This is a genomic window from Caballeronia sp. LZ001, assembly GCF_031450875.1.
In the GTDB taxonomy this organism is placed as follows: Bacteria; Pseudomonadota; Gammaproteobacteria; order Burkholderiales; family Burkholderiaceae; genus Caballeronia.
In genome coordinates this window covers 469478-488043 of record NZ_JARTVX010000003.1, presented here as the reverse complement: position 1 = coordinate 488043, position 18566 = coordinate 469478, and the positions used below count along the sequence as shown (strand labels likewise).

15 protein-coding genes are annotated in these 18566 nt (G+C 62.0%); 11 read left to right on the top strand and 4 right to left on the bottom strand.

The features are described from left to right. Positions 1-52 precede the first annotated feature (52 nt). Positions 53-850, bottom strand: coding sequence for a right-handed parallel beta-helix repeat-containing protein (locus P9292_RS06660; protein ID WP_244830142.1), 798 nt, complete (start codon positions 848-850; stop codon positions 53-55). A 917-nt stretch (positions 851-1767) separates the two neighbouring features. On the opposite strand from P9292_RS06660, the gene P9292_RS06655 reads away from it, so the two are divergent. Beyond that, a complete protein-coding gene (locus tag P9292_RS06655; protein WP_309958392.1) occupies positions 1768-2892 on the top strand; it encodes a glycosyltransferase in 1125 nt (374 codons plus the stop codon). On the opposite strand, the gene P9292_RS06650 is transcribed toward P9292_RS06655, so the two are convergent. Then, positions 2893-3915 carry a polysaccharide deacetylase family protein gene (locus P9292_RS06650; protein ID WP_409015129.1) on the bottom strand — a complete coding sequence of 341 codons (1023 nt, stop codon included), beginning with the start codon at positions 3913-3915 and terminating at the stop codon, positions 2893-2895. 168 nt (positions 3916-4083) lie between these two features. Continuing rightward, positions 4084-5898: a DNA-binding protein gene (locus P9292_RS06645; RefSeq protein ID WP_309958391.1), complete on the bottom strand. Its 1815-nt coding sequence runs from the start codon at positions 5896-5898 to the stop codon at positions 4084-4086. A gap of 200 nt (positions 5899-6098) precedes the next feature. Here P9292_RS06645 and P9292_RS06640 point away from each other — a divergent pair, with 200 nt between their 5' ends. The 10 genes from P9292_RS06640 (at position 6099) to P9292_RS06595 (ending at position 17082) form a co-directional block, all read left to right on the top strand. Further along, positions 6099-6974, top strand: a complete 876-nt coding sequence (locus P9292_RS06640; RefSeq protein ID WP_250468425.1) for a GNAT family N-acetyltransferase — start codon at positions 6099-6101, stop codon at positions 6972-6974. Positions 6975-6979: 5 nt separating this feature from the next. Further along, a complete protein-coding gene (locus P9292_RS06635) occupies positions 6980-7906 on the top strand; it encodes a glyoxylate/hydroxypyruvate reductase A (protein ID WP_309848116.1) in 927 nt (308 codons plus the stop codon). 139 nt (positions 7907-8045) lie between these two features. Next, the gene (locus P9292_RS06630) at positions 8046-9476 is read left to right on the top strand and encodes an aspartate aminotransferase family protein (protein WP_244830136.1); all 1431 of its coding nucleotides are present in this window, start codon (positions 8046-8048) and stop codon (positions 9474-9476) included. 45 nt (positions 9477-9521) lie between these two features. After that, positions 9522-10019 (top strand): Lrp/AsnC family transcriptional regulator, encoded by a 498-nt coding sequence (locus P9292_RS06625; protein ID WP_244830135.1) that lies wholly within the window; start codon positions 9522-9524, stop codon positions 10017-10019. A gap of 133 nt (positions 10020-10152) precedes the next feature. Then, positions 10153-11232, top strand: a complete 1080-nt coding sequence (locus tag P9292_RS06620; protein ID WP_309958390.1) for a tartrate dehydrogenase — start codon at positions 10153-10155, stop codon at positions 11230-11232. Positions 11233-11242: 10 nt separating this feature from the next. After that, complete coding sequence (locus tag P9292_RS06615) at positions 11243-12709, top strand: NAD-dependent succinate-semialdehyde dehydrogenase (RefSeq protein WP_309958389.1); 1467 nt, start codon at positions 11243-11245, stop codon at positions 12707-12709. Next, positions 12706-13683 (top strand): M14 family metallopeptidase, encoded by a 978-nt coding sequence (locus P9292_RS06610; RefSeq protein WP_309958388.1) that lies wholly within the window; start codon positions 12706-12708, stop codon positions 13681-13683. The genes P9292_RS06615 and P9292_RS06610 overlap by 4 nt, the downstream gene beginning before the upstream one ends. 25 nt (positions 13684-13708) lie before the next feature. Further along, positions 13709-14056, top strand: a complete 348-nt coding sequence (locus tag P9292_RS06605; RefSeq protein WP_309958387.1) for a cupin domain-containing protein — start codon at positions 13709-13711, stop codon at positions 14054-14056. Between the two features lie 243 nt (positions 14057-14299). Further along, complete coding sequence (locus tag P9292_RS06600; protein ID WP_244830130.1) at positions 14300-15316, top strand: ABC transporter substrate-binding protein; 1017 nt, start codon at positions 14300-14302, stop codon at positions 15314-15316. A 23-nt stretch (positions 15317-15339) separates the two neighbouring features. Then, complete coding sequence (locus tag P9292_RS06595) at positions 15340-17082, top strand: GMC family oxidoreductase N-terminal domain-containing protein (protein ID WP_309958745.1); 1743 nt, start codon at positions 15340-15342, stop codon at positions 17080-17082. A gap of 56 nt (positions 17083-17138) precedes the next feature. On the opposite strand, the gene P9292_RS06590 is transcribed toward P9292_RS06595, so the two are convergent. Continuing rightward, positions 17139-18566 (bottom strand): aldehyde dehydrogenase family protein, encoded by a 1428-nt coding sequence (locus P9292_RS06590; protein WP_244830129.1) that lies wholly within the window; start codon positions 18564-18566, stop codon positions 17139-17141.

Sequence of the window (18566 nt, the reverse complement as noted above, 5' to 3'; positions counted from 1 at the left end):
GGGTGTCGTGAGTACATGCGACGCGTCTGTACGTTGTCGCACAGCATGTGGCTTAACGGATGAGGCGTAACCCGGACACGACGATAGCCGGCCCGCGCTTATCGTAGTCGACGCTTTCGACTGAGGCTAGCCGCGAATTCACCCATACCGGCGAGACATTCGTCACGCTACCTTTCACCGTCCATCCTTTAGTGTCGAGACCGGATACGCTAAAGGCATTGTCGGAAGAAGATTCATCGCGCTGTCCACTTATTTCTATGCTTACGGTCTTAGGCTTGGGGCCGGGCAATTCCGCGAGATAAACGAGAATGCCGATACTGCATCGGCGCGTAAGCGGATCTACGATGCGAATGTCTTCGAGCACGTCGCGATTGGAGTTCGGTTCGATATCGATGCCTGCCGAAGGCGCTGTTCCACCGATGTCTTCCCACACACCACGTTCGATCAGCACGTTCATTCCACTGATGAGCGACACACCCTGACGCCGGCACGCACGCGCATGATGATCGCGGACGACAATATTGCGGGATCGTCGCGTCGCCCGTTCATAACTATTGGCGATATAAAGGCCATCGCCCCAACAGCCGATCGTCGTGGCCGAGTTTATCGTGACATTCGTGCTTCCCGCGATAGAAATGCCCATACCGTAGCCGCCGTCGTGTGTTTCGGGCGGCGCTGCGTTGAGCTCCTTGCTGCCATCCAGCGTCGCATTTTCCAGCAGCACGTTATCCGCATCCCAGATACGGATCATCTGATAAGAAGGCGTGTCGTGAGGCAACAGCTTAATCGATGCGCCATCCGCAAAACGCAGATGCGTGCTGCTGTGCAGATCCAGACCTCGCGTATCCATTCGACACCGACCTTCTATCAACAAGGTCTTGCCGACGGTACTGTCTATCGCGGCTTGAAGACGCGCGCGGTCATTGCTCTTACCGTCGCCTCTCACACCGAACGTGCTTGCCCGTATAAGCTCAGTCGAATCATTTGTTTGCGCATGCGCGCGATGCGGCGCAAGGGTTTGCACCAATGCGCACGATGCAAAAACCTTTAATGCAGTTCTTCTATCGAGCATATTGTAATGGTTCAACGCGTTGAATAAAGCATTCACGGGATGGACCCGCATCGCGACTCACATCTTCGACTCTGAAGACCTTTAGGTCTATTGTCACGCCTGACGCGCGTCTTAGCGGTGGCCAATCAAGCGCTCCGATCCAAAGGTTTTCATCGGACGAGAGATCTTCGACGACCTTGCACGCGGGTCACGCCCACCGCTATTTCATTCGTTGTTAGTCCAATTGAAAGCCAAACTGCTTCGCTCGTATCAACGATCAGTGTCAGCATTTCGCTAACGCTTTGCCACAGGCTTGACTCGATAATGTTCAACAATGCTTAGAGCACAAAAGTCGTCGTCGAAGCGCTAGCAAATTTGAATCGATACGCGGTCTAGCCCACATTTCATCTTCAAAAAAAGATGCTCACTTCGCTGCACTCCGCGAGATGATATTTGGACTCCGAAAGGCATTTAATGATGGGGGTTTCCCTAATTAATCAGTAAATACGGCAAAAAGCAAATGGCTTGATGAAATAGCCGTTAGCCGTAAGCGCGATGTACCGCCTTGTCATCTCATTCCGTTGCTGTTCGTTTTTCAGTTTCGTCGATGTTGCGCCGCTTACTTCCTGGACTATCTGCATGCTTCGGTCTCGCCGAACGATAGTTCGTCCTCACTGAAATTAACGACCGTCCGCGTTTAAGACGAGCATAAGACAATGCTAAACCTCGCTCTCGGTTGCCTGACTTCGTTTTGTCTGACTCTTTGGATCGTGCGTTATGCGAGTCATGCGGGATCGCATTTACTCGACACCGACCTCAATGGAGTGCAGAAGAATCATGCGGTCCCCGTGCCACGCGTGGGCGGTGCGGCCATCGTCGGCGGAACGGCAATTACGTTCATGATGGGCGGCCTATTCGGTGCGAATCCACGCGGCGAGTCGATGCTGTTATTGGCGTGCGCCGCTTTACCGTTCCTGGCCGGCTGTCTCGAAGACCTGACCAAGCATGTAAGCCCGCGTGCGCGTCTGCTCGCGGCCATGGCAGGGTCGATCGGTGGCGTCTATGCGTTGCATGCGGTATTGGTTCGCGTGGATCTGCCGGTGGTCGATCACGGGCTTCAACTCATGCCGCTTGCGGTCGGCCTCACCGTGCTGACCGTATCGGGGCTCACGAACGCAATCAATCTCATCGACGGCATGAATGGCCTCGCATCGGTCTCGTCCATCCTGATCTTCGCTTCGATAGGTTTCGTCGCGCATCAAGTCGGTGACTGGCTGGTCATGAGCGTCGCGTTGACCATGATCGGCACCATCCTTGGCTTCGTCGTATGGAATTATCCAGGCGCCCACATTTTCCTGGGCGATGGCGGTGCATACTTTATCGGCTTCGTCATGGCCGAATTGCTCGTGCTGCTGATCGCGCGGCATCCTTCCGTGTCGGCGTGGTATGCGGCTGTCGTCGCCATCTATCCGCTCTTCGAAACCGTGTTCTCGATCTATCGCCGCAAGTTCGTGCGAGGCCGACCCGTGAGCGAACCAGATGGCGTGCACCTTCACACGCTCATTTACAAGCGCATTGCACTCAAAGGATCGGACTATAGCGATGTGCGTCAGCGCGCGCGCCGCAATGGCCGCACATCGCCTTATCTGTGGGTGTTGTGCGCTGTGGGCGTTGCGCCCGCAACGGTGTTCTGGGACCGGCCGCTTGCGCTTTTCGTCACCGGCGCGATGTTCGTCGCGGTCTACGTATGGTTCTATGCAAGCATCGTGCGTTTCAGGACGCCGCGTTTTCTCACCGCGCATTCGGCGATTGCTCCGACCGCCTCCGAAACCCGCCGTTGATCACGCAGGCTCGGCGGCAGGCAAGCTTGTTTGATCGACCAATCGCGTGGCCGCCAGCTCGCTAAGCTCCTCCATGTTGAGCGAAGCGAAGCCGTGGCGTTCGCGCAGCAGAACATAGTGCTCGGCAATGCGCTCAAGAAACGCGATGTTCTGCGCGGTATTGCGGCCGAAGTTATGCGGATGCCACCAGAGGTGATAAAGGCGCTTGTTGAGCGCCGCATCGGTCATGGCATTTTTTATTCGTCCAAGGCGCAAGCCATCGAGCATTGCCCATTTGCTTGAATAAGGCCTCAGAAAACTGCTTGCCGGAAAATTGAAAGGCGCGCTTTCGAAGCATGAATCGAGCGCATGGGTATTGTGTCCGGACACGTTCATATAAGCATCGAGCAAACGCGTTGCGCGGCGCAGATAGCCTTGCCCTGCCTTGTCGGAGGCCGCATAAGCGTGACCGCCTTGTGTTCCGCGATAACACACGATGCCATGCCGCGCGAGCGCCGCAAGGTAGTCTTCATTGCACTGGTTGCGCGGAAATACGATGCTCTTCAACCGCAAGCCCGCGCGCCTGGCAACCTCCGTGGCGCATTCGATATCCGCTTCGAATTCGCGCAAGCCCTGACCTTGTTCTAGACAGTAGTAATGCGAATAGGTGTGCGTGCCGATAGCCTGACCAGGCTGCTGCGCAATGCGTTCGACGAGTTCGGGCGCGAAGTGATAAAGCGGATCGAGCGCCTGGGCTGCATCGATATATTCATAAGGGGAAATGCCTGCGCGCACGTAATTCGGCCGCAGGGAAGGCGGCGGTAAAGCCGCGCGAAGTTCATCCGCATTGCGATGAAAAAGAAAGCCTACCGTGGCCCATGTCGCATGAATGCCGTTTGCGGCAAAGACATCGAGCATGCGCGGAATGGCCTCGCGCACGCCGCGCAGGTTCGCGCCATAGCTCTCGATGGTACGCGTCTCGCGCACGCCCCAGAGCAATTCGAAGTCAAGCGAGACCGTGAACACCCCATGGTCGAATGTCATGAAGCGGCTTTTCGTCGTGGAAGAGAAATGAATCAGGCGAACGATGCTTGATGCATGCGCATGTTCGCTGATTTCCCCGCCGACGATGGTGGGCTACCGCACTTAGACGAAGCGGGCCATCGACGATGGCCCGCTTGACGTTCTCACCGAGTCCCGCTTGATTAACGCCTACTCTTCGATCTTCGAAATCGCCGAAGTAGCCGGGTCATAACGATAACCCTTCTGCGCAAGCTGCTGGACCATCTTGTCGCCGATCACCCTTTGCTGCGCTTCACGCAACACGAGTTCATGGTCCGGCTTGAGCCGTTCGAGTTCCAGCGCAAGCCGGCGCATGAGCGCGACTTCGCCGGTGCTGCGTGCATCGATGAAGAGCAGTTTCTCGTTTGCGCCGTCGAGCCGCTGCTTCAGGTCCTTGGCATAACTGACCCATTCTTCGGCCTGCGTGCGCAGCTTGTCGTAGGCCTTCGTATGATCCTTGGCTTGTGTCGTGATCTGCCGTTGCAAAGCGGCGATCTCGCCTTCCACCGCGACGCCGCGCGCCTCGAGTTCCATGCGCTGCGAGGCGTGAGTGCTTCTTGCATCGGCTTCGCGTTGTTCCTGTTCGGCCAAACGCTCCTGCAGCAATGCCGCCTGCTGTTCGGCGTTCTCCGCGCGCTCGCGGGCAGCGGCGGCATCTTGCGCGCGCTGGGCGGCGTCGGCGCTTGCCGCGTCCTTTTGCTCGTTCAACGCGCTGATCTGCGAACGCGCCGCTTCGAGTTCTCGTGCAACACGCTGAAGCTCGCCGGACTGCGCCGTGGCTTCATCGTGCTTGGCCGCGTGAGCCTGTTGCAACTCGTTTAGCGCACCGCGTGCCGCGTCGAGTTCGACTTCGAGTTCCGCGATACGCGCAAAACGCTCGTTCGCTTGCTGCTCGACCGCGGCCACGCGTTCGGCGGTAACGCCCGCTTCATGCGCGTAGCGTTGCGCTTCATCGGATTTCGCCTGACTTTCATGCTGCAGCGCCTCGGCTCTTTGACGCGCCTCGTCGCGTTGTCGAACAAGGCTGGCAATCTCGTCGTCCTTGCTCGCGACATGCGCGCTCAGCGCTTCATGCGCCTGCCGCACGTCGTCGCGCTCGCTCACGAAGCGCGCGATCTCCTCGTCCTTTTGCGAGACGGCCGCGTGCAAGGCATCGTTGTGCTCCTGGACGATGCGCGCGATCTCCTCGTGCTTGCCGACTGTCGCCGCGTTCAACGCGTCGTCCCGTTCGCGGACGATTCGCGCAATCTCGTCGTCCTTCGCCGCGACGGATGCCGTGAGTGCCTCATGCGCATGGCGCGCTTCGTCCCGCTCCCGCGCAATTCGGGCGAGCTCGTCATCCTTATCCGAGATCGACGCGGCCAACGCTTCCTGCGAACGCTGCGCTTCCTCGAAGGAGGCGATCGCCGCCGCAAGCCTGCCCTGCTCCATCGATTCCCGCTGCGTCAGTTCCTCGACGCGCCGTTCGGCGGTCTCGGCGCGGGCGCTCACGTCGGCAAGCGCACTGCGCAGATGTTCGACCGTCTGTTCCGAAGCCTGTAACGCCTGCGCCAGATTGTTGCGCTGCTGGCGCTCGCGGTCGGCTTCCTCGTCGGCCTGCTGGAAACCGGCGAGCGCTTCGTCGCGTTCCGCGAGCGTGGCCGTAAGCCGCTGATCCAGCGTGCGCAATTGCGGTTGGAAGCGTTGCCCGGCCTGCTGATGCGCGCCCGCCCAAAGCTGATGCGCCGCGTTCAGAAGCGTCTCGGCGACGCCTTGCGGCAAGCTCGCTTCGTCGTCGACGGGTGTGGGCGCGGCTTGCGGCTCCTGTGCCGCTTTCCAGCGCTGCAACGCGTTTGCCACCTCGATGATGGAGCCGCTGCGGATTTCGTTCCAGACGGTCAATGGCGACAACTCGCGGCCTTCTCCGCTCAACCGTTGCGCGATCGATGCGACCTGTTGATCCGTAATGGTGCTTGACTCTGACATGTGCCCCTCAACACTGTATTTGCCTGATAAAACATCGACTGGCGTAACGTTACTACGTTCGCCGCGAGATCCGTCATTTTCCGTGCACGGCGCGGTGCCTGCCATCGCGCGAAGCCGCGTTCGCGGCGCAGCAGGATCGTCCTAGCCCGGGTCGTTCGCGGCTGTCAAAGTAGCATGCGTCCCCGTCCCTGGAGTGCGCCGTGTCCGTTGCCGAAATACGCTCAACCATTCTGTACCGACCCTTCGAAGCCCGCGACATCGACGCCGCGCATGCGCTGTCGGTCGAAGTGAAATGGCCGCACCGCGCCGACGACTGGCGCTTCGTTCTCGACGCTGGCGCCGGCTTCATCGCGCAGGAAGGCGAGCGCGTGGTCGGCACCGCCCTCTACTGGAAGTTCGGCGAGGATGCCGGCTCGCTCGGCATGGTCATCGTCGCGCCCGACCGGCAAGGGCACGGCATCGGGCGAAAGCTGATGGAACTGCTGCTCGATGCGCTCGGCTCCCGCGTCACCCTCCTGCACGCGACGCCCGCCGGACAGCCGCTCTACGCCAAACTCGGTTTCGAGCCAATCGGCACCTTGCATCAACATCAATCGGCCGATTTTCGCGCACCCGCCATTTTGCTGCAGGCCGGTGAAAGCCTGCGTCCGCTCGAATTTGCCGATACGCCGCGTCTCGCCGAACTGGCATCGCGCGCGGCCGGTGTGGATCGCGGCGCGATTCTGCAGCAACTGCTCGGCGTGGCGCAAGGCGTCGCGCTGGAATCCGCCGGCGAGATCGTCGGCTTCGCGCTGATGCGGCCATTCGGGCGCGGCCACGCCATCGGTCCGGTCATCGCCACGGGCGAAGGTCAGGAACGGTTGCAGCGCGCGCAGGCGCTGGTTGCGCATTGGCTTGCCGCCAACGAAGGCGCCTTTACCCGCATGGATACGCCGGGCGACAGCGGCCTCACGCCGTGGCTCGAAGAACTGGGACTCAGGCAGGTCGATGCGGTCGTCAAGATGGCGCGCAATGGTGCGCCGCGGCCGGACGCGTCTGTGGGCCAGTTCGGCATCGTCAATCAGGCAGTGGGTTGAATACGATGGCTCTTCTCTATAAGGCCGACCCCGAGCGCGGCAGACAGTGGGCGCAGCTTTTCGCCAGCAAGGCGCCCGAGACACCGTTTCGCCTGTGGCCGGATATCGGCGATGCCGCGTCCATCCGCTATCTGGCCGCATGGCAACCGCCCGCTGACCTCACGCGCGCGCTGCCGAATCTCGAAGTGATCTTCTCGGTGGGCGCGGGCATCGACCAGTTCGATCTGTCCGCCGTGCCGTCCGGCATCGCCGTGGTGCGGATGGTCGAGCCGGGCATCGTCGAGGGCATGGTCGAATACGTGACGCAGGCGGTGCTCACCGTGCATCGCGATCTCTTCGACTACGCGGCGCAGCAACGCGAACGCGTATGGCGTGCAATGCCGGTGCGCGCGGCATCCACGCGGCGTGTCGGCGTGCTGGGCCTCGGCATGCTCGGCACGGCCGTGCTGAAACAGTTGCACCGTTTCGGCTTTGCGTGCGCGGGCTGGAGCCGCTCGGCGCATGAACTGGAAGGCATCGAATGTCATGCGGGTGTCGAGTCGCTCGATGCCTTCCTCGCCCGCACCGATGTGCTGGTGTGCCTCTTGCCGCTCACCGACTCCACGCGCGGCCTGCTGAATAAGCGCGTGTTCGCCGCGCTGCCGCCAGGCGCGTCGTTCATCAACGTCGGGCGCGGTCCGCAAGTAAATCAGGACGATTTGCTCGATGCGCTCGATAGCGGCCATCTGCACGCCGCCATTCTCGATGTCACCGATCCCGAGCCTTTGCCCGACACGCATCCGTTTTGGACGCATCCGCGCGTGCGTCTGACGCCGCATATCGCGAGCGCGACGCGGCCGGAAACAGCGGTGGACGTGGTGCTCGACAATTTGCGCCGGCATCGCGAAGGGCAGCCGATGATCGGTCAGATAGACCGCAGCCGGGGCTACTGAGGCGCCTCAGCACAAAATGCTGCGCACGCCCCGCAAAACGCCGCATATTTGCTTTTCCGCGATTTATTTGGCGATGCGCCCGACGGCGCTCCCCCGATAGTATGGAACGGTCCAGCTTACTTCCGAGAAGAGCCCGCTCATGTCGAATCAATCCAAGCAAGCCCTGGTCGAATCGGACCGCAAACATCTGATTCACCCAGTCGCAAGCTACCGCGCCCATGAAGCGCGCGGCGTCACCGTGCTCGATTCGGCGGACGGCGTCTTCTTGCGCGATATCGAAGGCAAGGAACTGCTCGACGCGTTCTCCGGCCTCTGGTGCGTGAACACGGGCTATGGTCACGCGAGCATCGTCGAGGCGGCCTCGAAACAGATGGCGCGTCTGCCTTACGCGACCGGCTACTTCCACTTCGGCTCCGAACCGGCTATCGAACTGGCCGAAAAGCTGGTCGATCTCGCGCCGGCATCGCTTACGCATGTGTACTTCACGCTCGGCGGCTCGGATGCGGTCGATTCCGCGCTGCGCTTCATCACGCACTACTACAACGCGACCGGCCGTCCGGCGAAGAAGCACTTCATCGCGCTGGAACGCGGCTATCACGGCTCGTCGTCGGTTGGTGCGGGGCTGACCGCGCTGCCCGCGTTCCATCGCAACTTCGATCTGCCGCTCGCGACGCAGCATCACATCCCCTCGCCGTACGCGTATCGCAACGACTACGCGGACGACAACGCGCTCATCACCGCGTCGGTGGCGGCGCTGCGGGCCAAGGTGGAAGCGCTCGGCGCGGAGAACGTCGCCGCATTCTTCTGCGAGCCCATTCAAGGTTCGGGCGGCGTGATCGTGCCGCCTGTCGGCTGGCTCAAGGCCATGCGCGAAGCATGCCGCCAACTGGACATCCTCTTCGTCGCCGATGAAGTCATCACCGGCTTCGGGCGCACCGGCCCGCTCTTCGCGTGCGAAGGCGAAGGCGTGGAACCGGACTTGATGACGGTCGCCAAGGGCCTGACGGCAGGTTACGCGCCGATGGGCGCCGTCCTCATGTCCGATGCCGTCTATCAAGGCATCGCGTCGGGTACGAACAATGGCGTGGCCGTGGGTCACGGTCACACTTATTCGGCGCATCCGGTGAGCGCGGCGATCGGTCTCGAAGTCATGCGGCTTTATCACGAAGGCGGACTGCTCGCAAACGGCCAGGCGCGGGCGCCGCGCTTTGCCGAAGGGCTCGATTCGCTGCTTGCGCATCCGCTCGTCGGACATTCGCGGCATCGCGGTCTGCTCGGCGCGCTCGAACTCGTCGCCGACAAAGAGACCAAGCGCGGCTTCGACGCCTCGCTCAAACTGCCGGACCGCATCGCCGCTGCCGCGTACGCCAACGGCCTCGTGTTCCGCGCGTTCGGCGACAACATCCTCGGCTTTGCACCGGCGTTGTGCTACACGGAAGCCAATTTCGACATGATGTTCGAGCGTCTCACGAAGACACTCGACGACGTCCTCGCACAAGCGGAAGTGCGCGCGGCGCTGGGCGGCGCGGCAGGCGGTGCAACGGGATTTAATCGTCGCGTGGCTGCGTGATACCATCGACCGACTTCTCCGACATGTCCCGCCCCGCCTCCCACGATGAGCACCGACTGCAAGCTGGACCGAATCGACCTGCGCATCCTCTCGCAATTGCAAAAGCGCGGACGCATCACCAATGTCGAACTCGCCGATGCAGTCGGCTTATCGCCAAGCCCTTGCCTGATTCGCGTGAAGCGTCTGGAAAAGGCGGGCTATATCGTGGGCTACGGCGCGCAGATTCAATTGGAGAAGCTCGGCGACATTCAGGTGGTCTTCACCGAAGTCACGCTGGCGGATCACCGGCGCGAAGACTTCATCAAGTTCGTGAATGCGGTGAAAGACGTGGACGAGATCGTCGAATGTCATCTGGCGAGCGGCGGCTACGACTATCTGCTGAAGTTCGTCACGCGCAGCGTGAGCCATTATCAAAACATCGTCGAAGGGCTGCTGGAGCGGGATATCGGCATCGAGAAGTACTTCAGCTACGTCATCATCAAGACGGCGTTCGCGAAAACGCATTACCCGCTCGAAACGCTCTTCTCGCCAAGCCAGCACTGACCACCGCAACGCGCATTCACGCGCGTTGTTATCCTTGTTTCCTGTATTGAAGCTTCGAACGCTCGCGCCGCGGGCGGGTCGGCGCACGACCCTCGCGCGCGTGGTTCCTGACTAAACGAAAGCGGAGATCCTCATGTCCAGCAAATATCGTATTGCGGTTATTCCCGGCGATGGCATCGGCAAGGAAGTGATGCCCGAAGCCATTCGCGTGCTCGATGCCGTGAGCAAGCGCTTTGACATTGCGCTCGAATACAAACATATCGAATGGGCGAGCTGTGATTACTACGCGGCGCACGGCCAGATGATGCCCGACGACTGGAAGGCGCAACTGCAGGACACGGACGCCATTCTGTTCGGCGCGGTGGGCTGGCCGCAGACCGTGCCCGATCATATTTCGCTGTGGGGTTCGCTGCTCAAGTTTCGCCGCGAGTTCGACCAGTACATCAACCTGCGTCCCGCGCGTCTTTTCGAAGGCGTGCCCTCGCCGCTCGCGAATCGCAAGGCGGGCGATATCGACTTCATGATCGTGCGTGAAAACACCGAAGGCGAGTATTCGTCGGTCGGCGGCGCGATGTTCGAGGGCACGGAACGCGAGTTCGTCTCGCAGACCTCCATCTTCACGCGCAAGGGCGCGGAGCGCGTGCTGAAGTTCGCGTTCGATCTCGCGCAACGCCGCGAAAAGACCATCACGGTGGCGACCAAGAGCAACGGTATCTCGATCAGCATGCCGTGGTGGGATGCGCGTGCCGCGGAGATCGCGGAGCAGTATCCGGACGTCAAGTGGGACAAGCAGCATATCGACATTCTGTGCGCGCGCTTCGTCTTGAGCCCGGATCGCTTCGATGTGGTCGTTGCCACCAATCTCTTCGGCGACATTCTTTCGGACCTCGGGCCGGCGTGCACCGGAACCATCGGCATCGCGCCTTCGGCCAACATGAATCCAGAGCGCAACTTCCCGTCGCTGTTCGAGCCGGTGCATGGTTCGGCGCCCGATATCGCGGGCAAGGGCGTTGCGAACCCGATCGCCATGATCTGGTCGGCCGCGATGATGCTCGACTTCCTCGGCAACGGCACGGGCAAGGAGCGCGAGGCCCACGACGCGATCCTCGCCGCCATCGAGGCAACGCTCAAGGAAGGCCCGCATACCGGCGACCTGGGCGGCAAGGCAAACACGATGCAAGTCGGGCAAGCCGTCGCGCAACGTCTGCTTTAAAGGAGCCGCCATGAGCCATACATTGAGCGATCTGATCCGCGCCGATAATTTCATCGATGGCAAATGGGTGGCGGCCGCCGACGGCAAGCGCTTTGCCGTGACGAACCCGGCGACGGGCGAAGTCATCGTCGAAGTAGCCGACAGCGGCGCCGCCGATGCCCGCGCCGGCACCGATGCCGCCGCGCGCGCGTTTCCCGCTTGGCGTGACACGCTGCCGAAGGATCGCGCGGCGGTGCTGCACCGCTGGCACACGCTGATCGTCGAGAATGCCGACGCGCTCGGCGAACTCATCTCGCTCGAACAAGGCAAGCCGCTTGCCGAAGGTCGCGGCGAAGTGCTGTACGGCGCGTCTTATGTGGCGTGGTTCGCCGACGAAGCCACGCGCATTTACGGCGACATCATTCCGCAACAGCAGCGCGGCAAGCGCATGAGCGCGGTGAAGGAGCCGGTGGGAATCGTCGCGGCCATCACGCCGTGGAACTTTCCGCTCGCGATGATTGCGCGCAAGATCGCGCCCGCGCTCGCGGCGGGCTGCACGGTCGTCGGCAAGCCAGCCGAAGACACGCCGCTGACCGCGCTTGCGCTCGTCATGCTCGCGCACGAGGCGGGCGTGCCGGCGGGCGCGTTGAATCTCATCAGTTCGTCGCGGGAGAGCGCGGTGCCCGCGGTCGCCGACTGGCTTCAGGACAGCCGCGTACGCAAAATCACCTTCACGGGTTCGACTCCTGTCGGCAAGTATCTCGCGCGCGAGTCGGCGGATACGCTGAAGAAGCTCTCGCTCGAACTCGGCGGCAATGCGCCTTTCATCGTGTTCGATGACGCCGATCTCGACGCGGCGGTGACCGGCCTGATGGCCTCGAAATTCCGTAACGGCGGACAGACCTGCGTGTGCCCGAATCGCGTGTTCGTGCAGTCCGGCGTGTACGAGCGCTTCGCGGACTTGCTCAGTAACCGCGTCGCTGCATTGAAGGTTGCGCCCGCGACCGACCCGAAAGCGCAGATCGGCCCGATGATCAACTCGCGCGCGGTCGACAAGATCGCCCGCCATGTCGAGGACGCCGTCGCGCGCGGCGCACGCGTGCTCGCGGGCGGCAAGCGGCTCACGGAACTCGGGGCGAACTACTACGCGCCGACCGTGCTCGCCGATGCCACGCCCGACATGCAACTGAGCTGCGAGGAAACCTTCGGTCCTGTCGTGCCGCTCTTTCGTTTCGACGACGAAGCCGAAGGCATTCGCGCCGCCAACGACACGCCCTTCGGCCTCGCATCGTACTTCTACAGCCAGGACGTGAAGCGCATCGACCGCGTGGCGCGTGCGCTCGAAGCGGGCATCGTCGGCATCAACGAAGGCGCGCTCGCGAGCGAAGCCGCGCCTTTCGGCGGCGTGAAGGAATCGGGCTACGGCCGCGAAGGCTCGAAGTACGGCCTCGACGACTATCTGTCGATCAAATATCTCTGTCAGGGCGGTCTCGAATGAACGCGACGGCTTATCCCATTGAGGTCACGTTTCCGGACATCGGCGCGCATGAGGCCGGCAACACCGGCATCCCTTATGTGCATACCTTCGATTCGGGCGTGGCCGGTCCTCACGTGATGATCAACGCGCTCACGCACGGCAACGAAGTGTGCGGCGCGATTGCAGTCGATGAACTCCTGCGCGCGAAAGTGCGCCCGCGGCGCGGCAAGCTCACGCTCGCGTTTGCGAATGTCGATGCCTATCGACGCTTCGATGCCGCGAAGCCGGATGCCTCGCGCTTCGTCGATCAGGACTTCAACCGCGTGTGGACCGCGCGGACGCTCGACGACACCTCGCGCGATTCGAGCGAACTGCGCCGCGCCCGCGCGATGCGTCCGGTCATCGACACGGTGGATCTGCTGCTCGACCTGCATTCGATGCACGAGAAGAGCGCGCCGCTGATCGTCGCGGGACCGCTCGATAAAGGCATTGCGCTGTCGGCGCAACTCGGCACGCCCGCGACCGTGATCTGCGACGAAGGCCATCCGGAAGGCCGCCGCATGCGCGATTACGAAGGCTTTGGCGATCCGGCCAGCGAGAAGAACGCGCTACTGATCGAATGCGGGCAGCACTGGGAAGCAAGCGCGGTGGACGTGGCGCGCGACGGCACGGCGCGCTTCCTCCGCCTTGCCGACGTGCTCGATGAGGCCGATCTCCCCATTGGATGGATCAAGCCGTCACCGCCGGAAATGCTGATCGTGCGCGTGACGGAACCTGTCGTGGCAAAGAGCCTCGACTTCCGTTTCGCCGATGCCTACACCGGACTCGAAGTCTTTCCGGAAGCCGGTAGCGTGATCGGCTGGTCCGAAGGCGAAGCGGTCCGCACGCCCTATGCCGATTGCATGCTCGTCATGCCTTCGCTGCGCCAATTGCGCGCGGGCGTGACGGTGGTGAGGCTTGGGAAGATAGAACAGCGTATCGCTGCATCGCAATAACATTCGATCGACAAGACACGACCATATGAAAGTTCAGCAGATCAAGCAGAGCATCCGGCTACAAGGCCTGGAAGACTGGGGCACGGCAGGCCTTCCGGGCACACCGCAAATCAGGGTTTCGGGCGTACAGCGCGTGATTCCGGGCAGCGAGAACATCGACACCGGCGTGTTCGAATGCACGCCGGGCACGTATCGTCGCTCGGTCAAGGAAGCCGAAGTCATGCACTTTCTCGCCGGAAGCGGACGCTTCACGCCCGATGGCGAAGACACCGTGCACTTCACGGGCGGCGACACGCTGTTTTTCGCGGCGAACACCGAAGGAACATGGGAAGTCGAGGAGACCATGCGCAAGGTCTACGTGATCTTCCAGTGAAGCGTTTCTTGAATTGCAGGGCATAACCTAAGGTCATGGAGCCTCCAACAATTGCGGCGTTGCTCCAGCGAATTTGACCCAATATATTTTTGCTCAGACCCGCGTCGTTCTTGCGCGATGACATGCTCATCCGCAGTGACGGCGCGACCTGCAAGACGTCCTTCGCTTCAACCTTGTCGAGGAAACGCCGTGATCAATATTGCAAGGTTCAGTTGTTCCCGTCTCACGCTTCGCCCGCTTGCCATGACTTTCGCGCTTGGCATGGCCTTGGGCGGCGCGGCACCGGCTTTTGCCGCGGGCAGCATCACTTTCGTGTCGCAAGGCGGCGCTTATCAGGAAGCGCAGACCAAGGCGATTCTCGATCCCGCTGCGAAAGAACTCGGCATCACGATCAAGCAGGACAGCATTCCGGATGCATGGCCGCAAGTCAAAGCGCAAGCCGCTACCGGCAAGCCGATCTGGGACGTGATCGATACCCCGACGTCGAACTGTCTGCGCGGCGGGCGCGAAGGCTTGCTGGAAAAGCTCGACTTCTCGAAGATCCCCAACGCGGCCGCGATGCCCGAGCAATACCGCACGCCCTATTCGGCGGCGTACGAGTTTTATTCGACCGTCATCGGCTACAACAAGAAAACGCTCAAGAAGGTGCCGCAAAGCTGGAAGGACTTCTGGGACGTGAAGGGTTTCCCCGGCACGCGCGCCTTGCGCAACGACCCGCAGACCGTGCTCGAAGCCGCTTTGCTCGCGGACGGCGTGGCGCGCGACAAGCTCTATCCGCTCGATGTCGATCGCGCGTTCAGGAAGCTCGAAGAGATCAAGCCGAACATCACGGTATGGTGGACCTCGGGCGGCCAGTCGGCGCAGTTGCTGCACGACGGCGAAGTCGACATGACGATGATCTGGAATGGCCGCGCGAGCGCCGTGCGCAAGGACGATCCGGACGTGGACTTCACCTTCAACGACGGCATCCTGCAGAACACGCAGTTGTGCATCCTGAAGAACGCGCCGAACCTCAACGATGCGGTGCGCTTCCTCAATACCGCGCTTTCGCCGGAATTGCAGGCGAACCTGCCGACGTATATCGATTACGGTCCGGGCAATCCGGCCGCGTTCAAGACCGGCAAGATCAGCGAGAAGCGCGCATCCGAGCTGCCGAGTTCACCGGCCAATGCCGCGAAACAAGCGCTGATGCAGGAAGAATGGTGGGCATCGGACCCGGGCATTCAGGCCAAGGCGCGGTGGCTCAAGTTCATGCAGTGAGCGTGCAGCGCGCGCGTTCCGGCATGATCGATTATCTGATTCTCGGCGGCGGCTCGGCGGGCTGCGTGCTGGCCGCGCGCCTGTCGGAGGACGCAGGCAGGCACATATGCCTCGTCGAGGCGGGCCGCGACATCTCCGCGAGCACCATGCCGGACGCGGTTCGCAGCCGCTATCCGGGGCGCGCTTATCTCGATACGAACAACATCTGGCGGCAGTTGAAGGCCCGCATGAGCGCGCTCGCGCCCGTTCGACGTTATGAGCAAGCGTGCATTCTCGGCGGCGGTTCCGCGATCAACGCGCTGATGGCCAATCGCGGCGCGCCCGCCGATTACGACGAGTGGGACACGCTCGGGGCCGATGGCTGGAACTGGCAGAACTGCCTGCCCTACTTCCGCAAGCTCGAAACCGATTGCGACTTCGCCGGCCCCTATCACGGCTCGGACGGACCGCTGCGCATTCAGCGACCGAAGTGGGCGCGCATCTCGCCGTTCGTGCGCGCCGTGCTGGATACGCTTAGCAAGAGCGGCCATCCATTACATGACGATCAGAACGGGCCCTGGCAAGACGGCGCGTTTATCGGCTCGCTCTCGGTGAGCGCGGCGGGCGAACGTATTCCGACGTCCATCTGTTATCTCGACGATGCCACTCGCAAGCGCGTGAATCTATCGATCCGCACGGGTCTCGTCGTCGATCGCATTTTGTTCGATGGCAAACGCGCGATCGGTGCGCGCATCCTGCGGCCGGATGGCACCCACGAAGATGTGCACGCGCGGCGCGTGATCGTCTCGGCGGGCGCGATACACAGTCCCGCGTTGCTCATGCGCAGCGGCATCGGGCCGGCGCAAGCGTTGGCTGCGCTCGGCATCGAAGTATGCGCGGACCGGCCGGGCGTGGGCGGCAATCTGATGGAGCATCCGTCGATTGCGGTGTCCGCGTTTTTGCCGCGTTCGGCGCGCACGCCTTATCCCGATGAGCATCACGAGCAGGCGATCGTGCGCTTCTCATCGCATCTCGATGACACCGTGCCCGGCGACATGCACGGCGCGATTCTTTCGCGTTCCGGCTGGCATTCGGTGGGTTATCGGCTCGGCACGATCTTCTTCTGGGTCAACAAGTCGTATTCGCGCGGGCGGGTGACGTTGGCATCGGCGAATCCACTCGATGAACCGAAGGTCGATTTCGCCATGCTTTCCGATACGCGCGACCTCGAACGGCTCAAGCTTGCCTTGCGCTTCGGCGCGCAAACACTTAACGCGGCGTCGATGGATGTGCATCGCGATATCGTGTTTCCGTCGAGCTATTCGCCGCGCGTCGCAGCGGTCGCGGTGCCGGGAATGTGGAACGCGTTGCAGCGCGGCGCGTTGAGTGCGCTGCTGGATGTTGCGGGACCGTTGCGTGGATGGCTGATCCGACGCGTGGTGACGCAGGGCGTGAGCATCGCCGACTTGATGAACGATGACGAAGCGCTCACGCGGTTCGTGACGCGTTCGGTTGGCGGAACGTGGCATCCGTCGGGCACATGCCGCATGGGCGCTGAAAACGATCCGCTCGCCGTGACTGACGCGCGCGGCGCGGTGTATGGCGTCGATGGTCTTTATGTATGCGACGCCTCGCTGATGCCTTCGATACCCTGTGCCAATACGAATGTGCCGACGATCATGATGGCCGAGCGCGTGGCGGATATGCTGCGGGCGGAGTCGAACGCCAATCGCTTTGCGAGCGAGGTCGGGGTGGTGGATGGGTATGGGTCGAAGCGGATATCGTAGGGCGTGAGATTGGCGGTCGCGTCACGCGCGCTACGAATCGAGGCGCGTGCGCTTGACTACTCCCCAAACCCCACGATCCCCTTGACCTCCAAAAACGCCTCCAATCCCCACTCCCCATACTCGCGCCCATTCCCCGACTGCTTATATCCGCCAAATGGCGACCCCGCATCCCACGCCGGATAGTTCACATAAACGCTACCCGCGCGCATGCGTAGCGCCACCTTCCGCGCCCGCTCCTTATCCCCGGACTGCACGTAAGCCGCAAGCCCGAACGGCGTATCGTTGGCAATCGCAATTGCTTCTTCGTCATCGCGATACGGCATGATCGCAAGCACCGGTCCGAAGATTTCCTCGCGCGCAATCGTCATCGAAGGATCCACACCAGCGAATACCGTCGGCTTCACGTAGTAACCACGTTCCAACCCGTCCGGACGCCCCAAACCGCCAGCCACCAACTCCGCGCCTTCTTCGATGCCGATGCCAATCAACCGCTGCACGCGCGTGAACTGCACGTCGCTGACGACCGGGCCCATCGTCGTGCCGTCCGCATCGGCGGGGCCGACGCGCTGCTTCGAAGCCGCACGCCGCGCGATCTCCACGGCCTCTGCATGACGCGATGCAGGCACGAGCATGCGCGTGGGCGCATTGCACGACTGACCGCTATTGCCGAAGCACGAGTTCACGCCCGCCGTCACGGCCGCTTCCAGATCGACATCGTCAAGCAGGATGTTCGCCGACTTGCCGCCCAGCTCCTGATGCACGCGCTTCACGGTCGGCGCGGCCAGCTTCGCAATCTCGACTCCCGCGCGCGTCGAGCCAGTGAACGACACCATGTCCACATCCGGATGCGAAGACAGCGCCGCGCCCACGGTCGGACCGTCGCCATTGATGAGATTGAACACGCCCGGCGGCACGCCTGCCGCATCGAGAATCTCGGCAAACAAGAGCGCATTCAGCGGCGATACTTCGCTTGGCTTGAGCACCACCGTGCAACCCGCAGCGAGCGCGGGCGCGACCTTGCAGACGATCTGGTTGATCGGCCAGTTCCACGGCGTGATGAGCGCAGCGACGCCGACCGGTTCGTGGTTGATGAGCGTCGTGCCCTTCCTGCGTTGCCACTGAAAGCGCGCGACCGTGCGCAAGGTCTCTTCGATATGCCGCTTGCCGAGCGACGCCTGCCACGCATGCGATAACTTGGAAGGCGCGCCGATTTCACGCGTGATGACTTCGGCCATCTCGTCGTAACGCGCAAGGTACGCTTCGAGTATGCGTTCGAGCAACGCGACGCGCTCTGGCACCGATGTCCGCGAGTACGTTTCGAATGCACGCCGCGCGGCTGCAACCGCGCGATCGACATCGCGCGCATCGCCGAGTGCGATCTCTGCAAACGCTTCTTCCGTGCAGGGATCGATCACGGGCAGACGTCGCGTGCCAGCCGGTTCGACCCACGCGCCATCGATGTAGAACTGCAATGAGTGTGACAT

What these genes read in the sequence shown, in the direction of transcription:
- P9292_RS06590 (WP_244830129.1), bottom strand. Translation starts at nt 18,566, where the DNA reads ATGTCACACTCATTGCAGTTCTACATCGATGGCGCGTGGGTCGAACCG.
- P9292_RS06600 (WP_244830130.1), top strand. Translation starts at nt 14,300, where the DNA reads ATGACTTTCGCGCTTGGCATGGCCTTGGGCGGCGCGGCACCGGCTTTT.
- P9292_RS06660 (WP_244830142.1), bottom strand. Translation starts at nt 850, where the DNA reads ATGGATACGCGAGGTCTGGATCTGCACAGCAGCACGCATCTGCGTTTT.
- P9292_RS06595 (WP_309958745.1), top strand. Translation starts at nt 15,340, where the DNA reads ATGATCGATTATCTGATTCTCGGCGGCGGCTCGGCGGGCTGCGTGCTG.
- P9292_RS06635 (WP_309848116.1), top strand. Translation starts at nt 6,980, where the DNA reads ATGGCTCTTCTCTATAAGGCCGACCCCGAGCGCGGCAGACAGTGGGCG.
- P9292_RS06605 (WP_309958387.1), top strand. Translation starts at nt 13,709, where the DNA reads ATGAAAGTTCAGCAGATCAAGCAGAGCATCCGGCTACAAGGCCTGGAA.
- P9292_RS06645 (WP_309958391.1), bottom strand. Translation starts at nt 5,898, where the DNA reads ATGTCAGAGTCAAGCACCATTACGGATCAACAGGTCGCATCGATCGCG.
- P9292_RS06615 (WP_309958389.1), top strand. Translation starts at nt 11,243, where the DNA reads ATGAGCCATACATTGAGCGATCTGATCCGCGCCGATAATTTCATCGAT.
- P9292_RS06655 (WP_309958392.1), top strand. Translation starts at nt 1,768, where the DNA reads ATGCTAAACCTCGCTCTCGGTTGCCTGACTTCGTTTTGTCTGACTCTT.
- P9292_RS06610 (WP_309958388.1), top strand. Translation starts at nt 12,706, where the DNA reads ATGAACGCGACGGCTTATCCCATTGAGGTCACGTTTCCGGACATCGGC.
- P9292_RS06625 (WP_244830135.1), top strand. Translation starts at nt 9,522, where the DNA reads ATGAGCACCGACTGCAAGCTGGACCGAATCGACCTGCGCATCCTCTCG.
- P9292_RS06630 (WP_244830136.1), top strand. Translation starts at nt 8,046, where the DNA reads ATGTCGAATCAATCCAAGCAAGCCCTGGTCGAATCGGACCGCAAACAT.
- P9292_RS06620 (WP_309958390.1), top strand. Translation starts at nt 10,153, where the DNA reads ATGTCCAGCAAATATCGTATTGCGGTTATTCCCGGCGATGGCATCGGC.
- P9292_RS06650 (WP_409015129.1), bottom strand. Translation starts at nt 3,915, where the DNA reads ATGACATTCGACCATGGGGTGTTCACGGTCTCGCTTGACTTCGAATTG.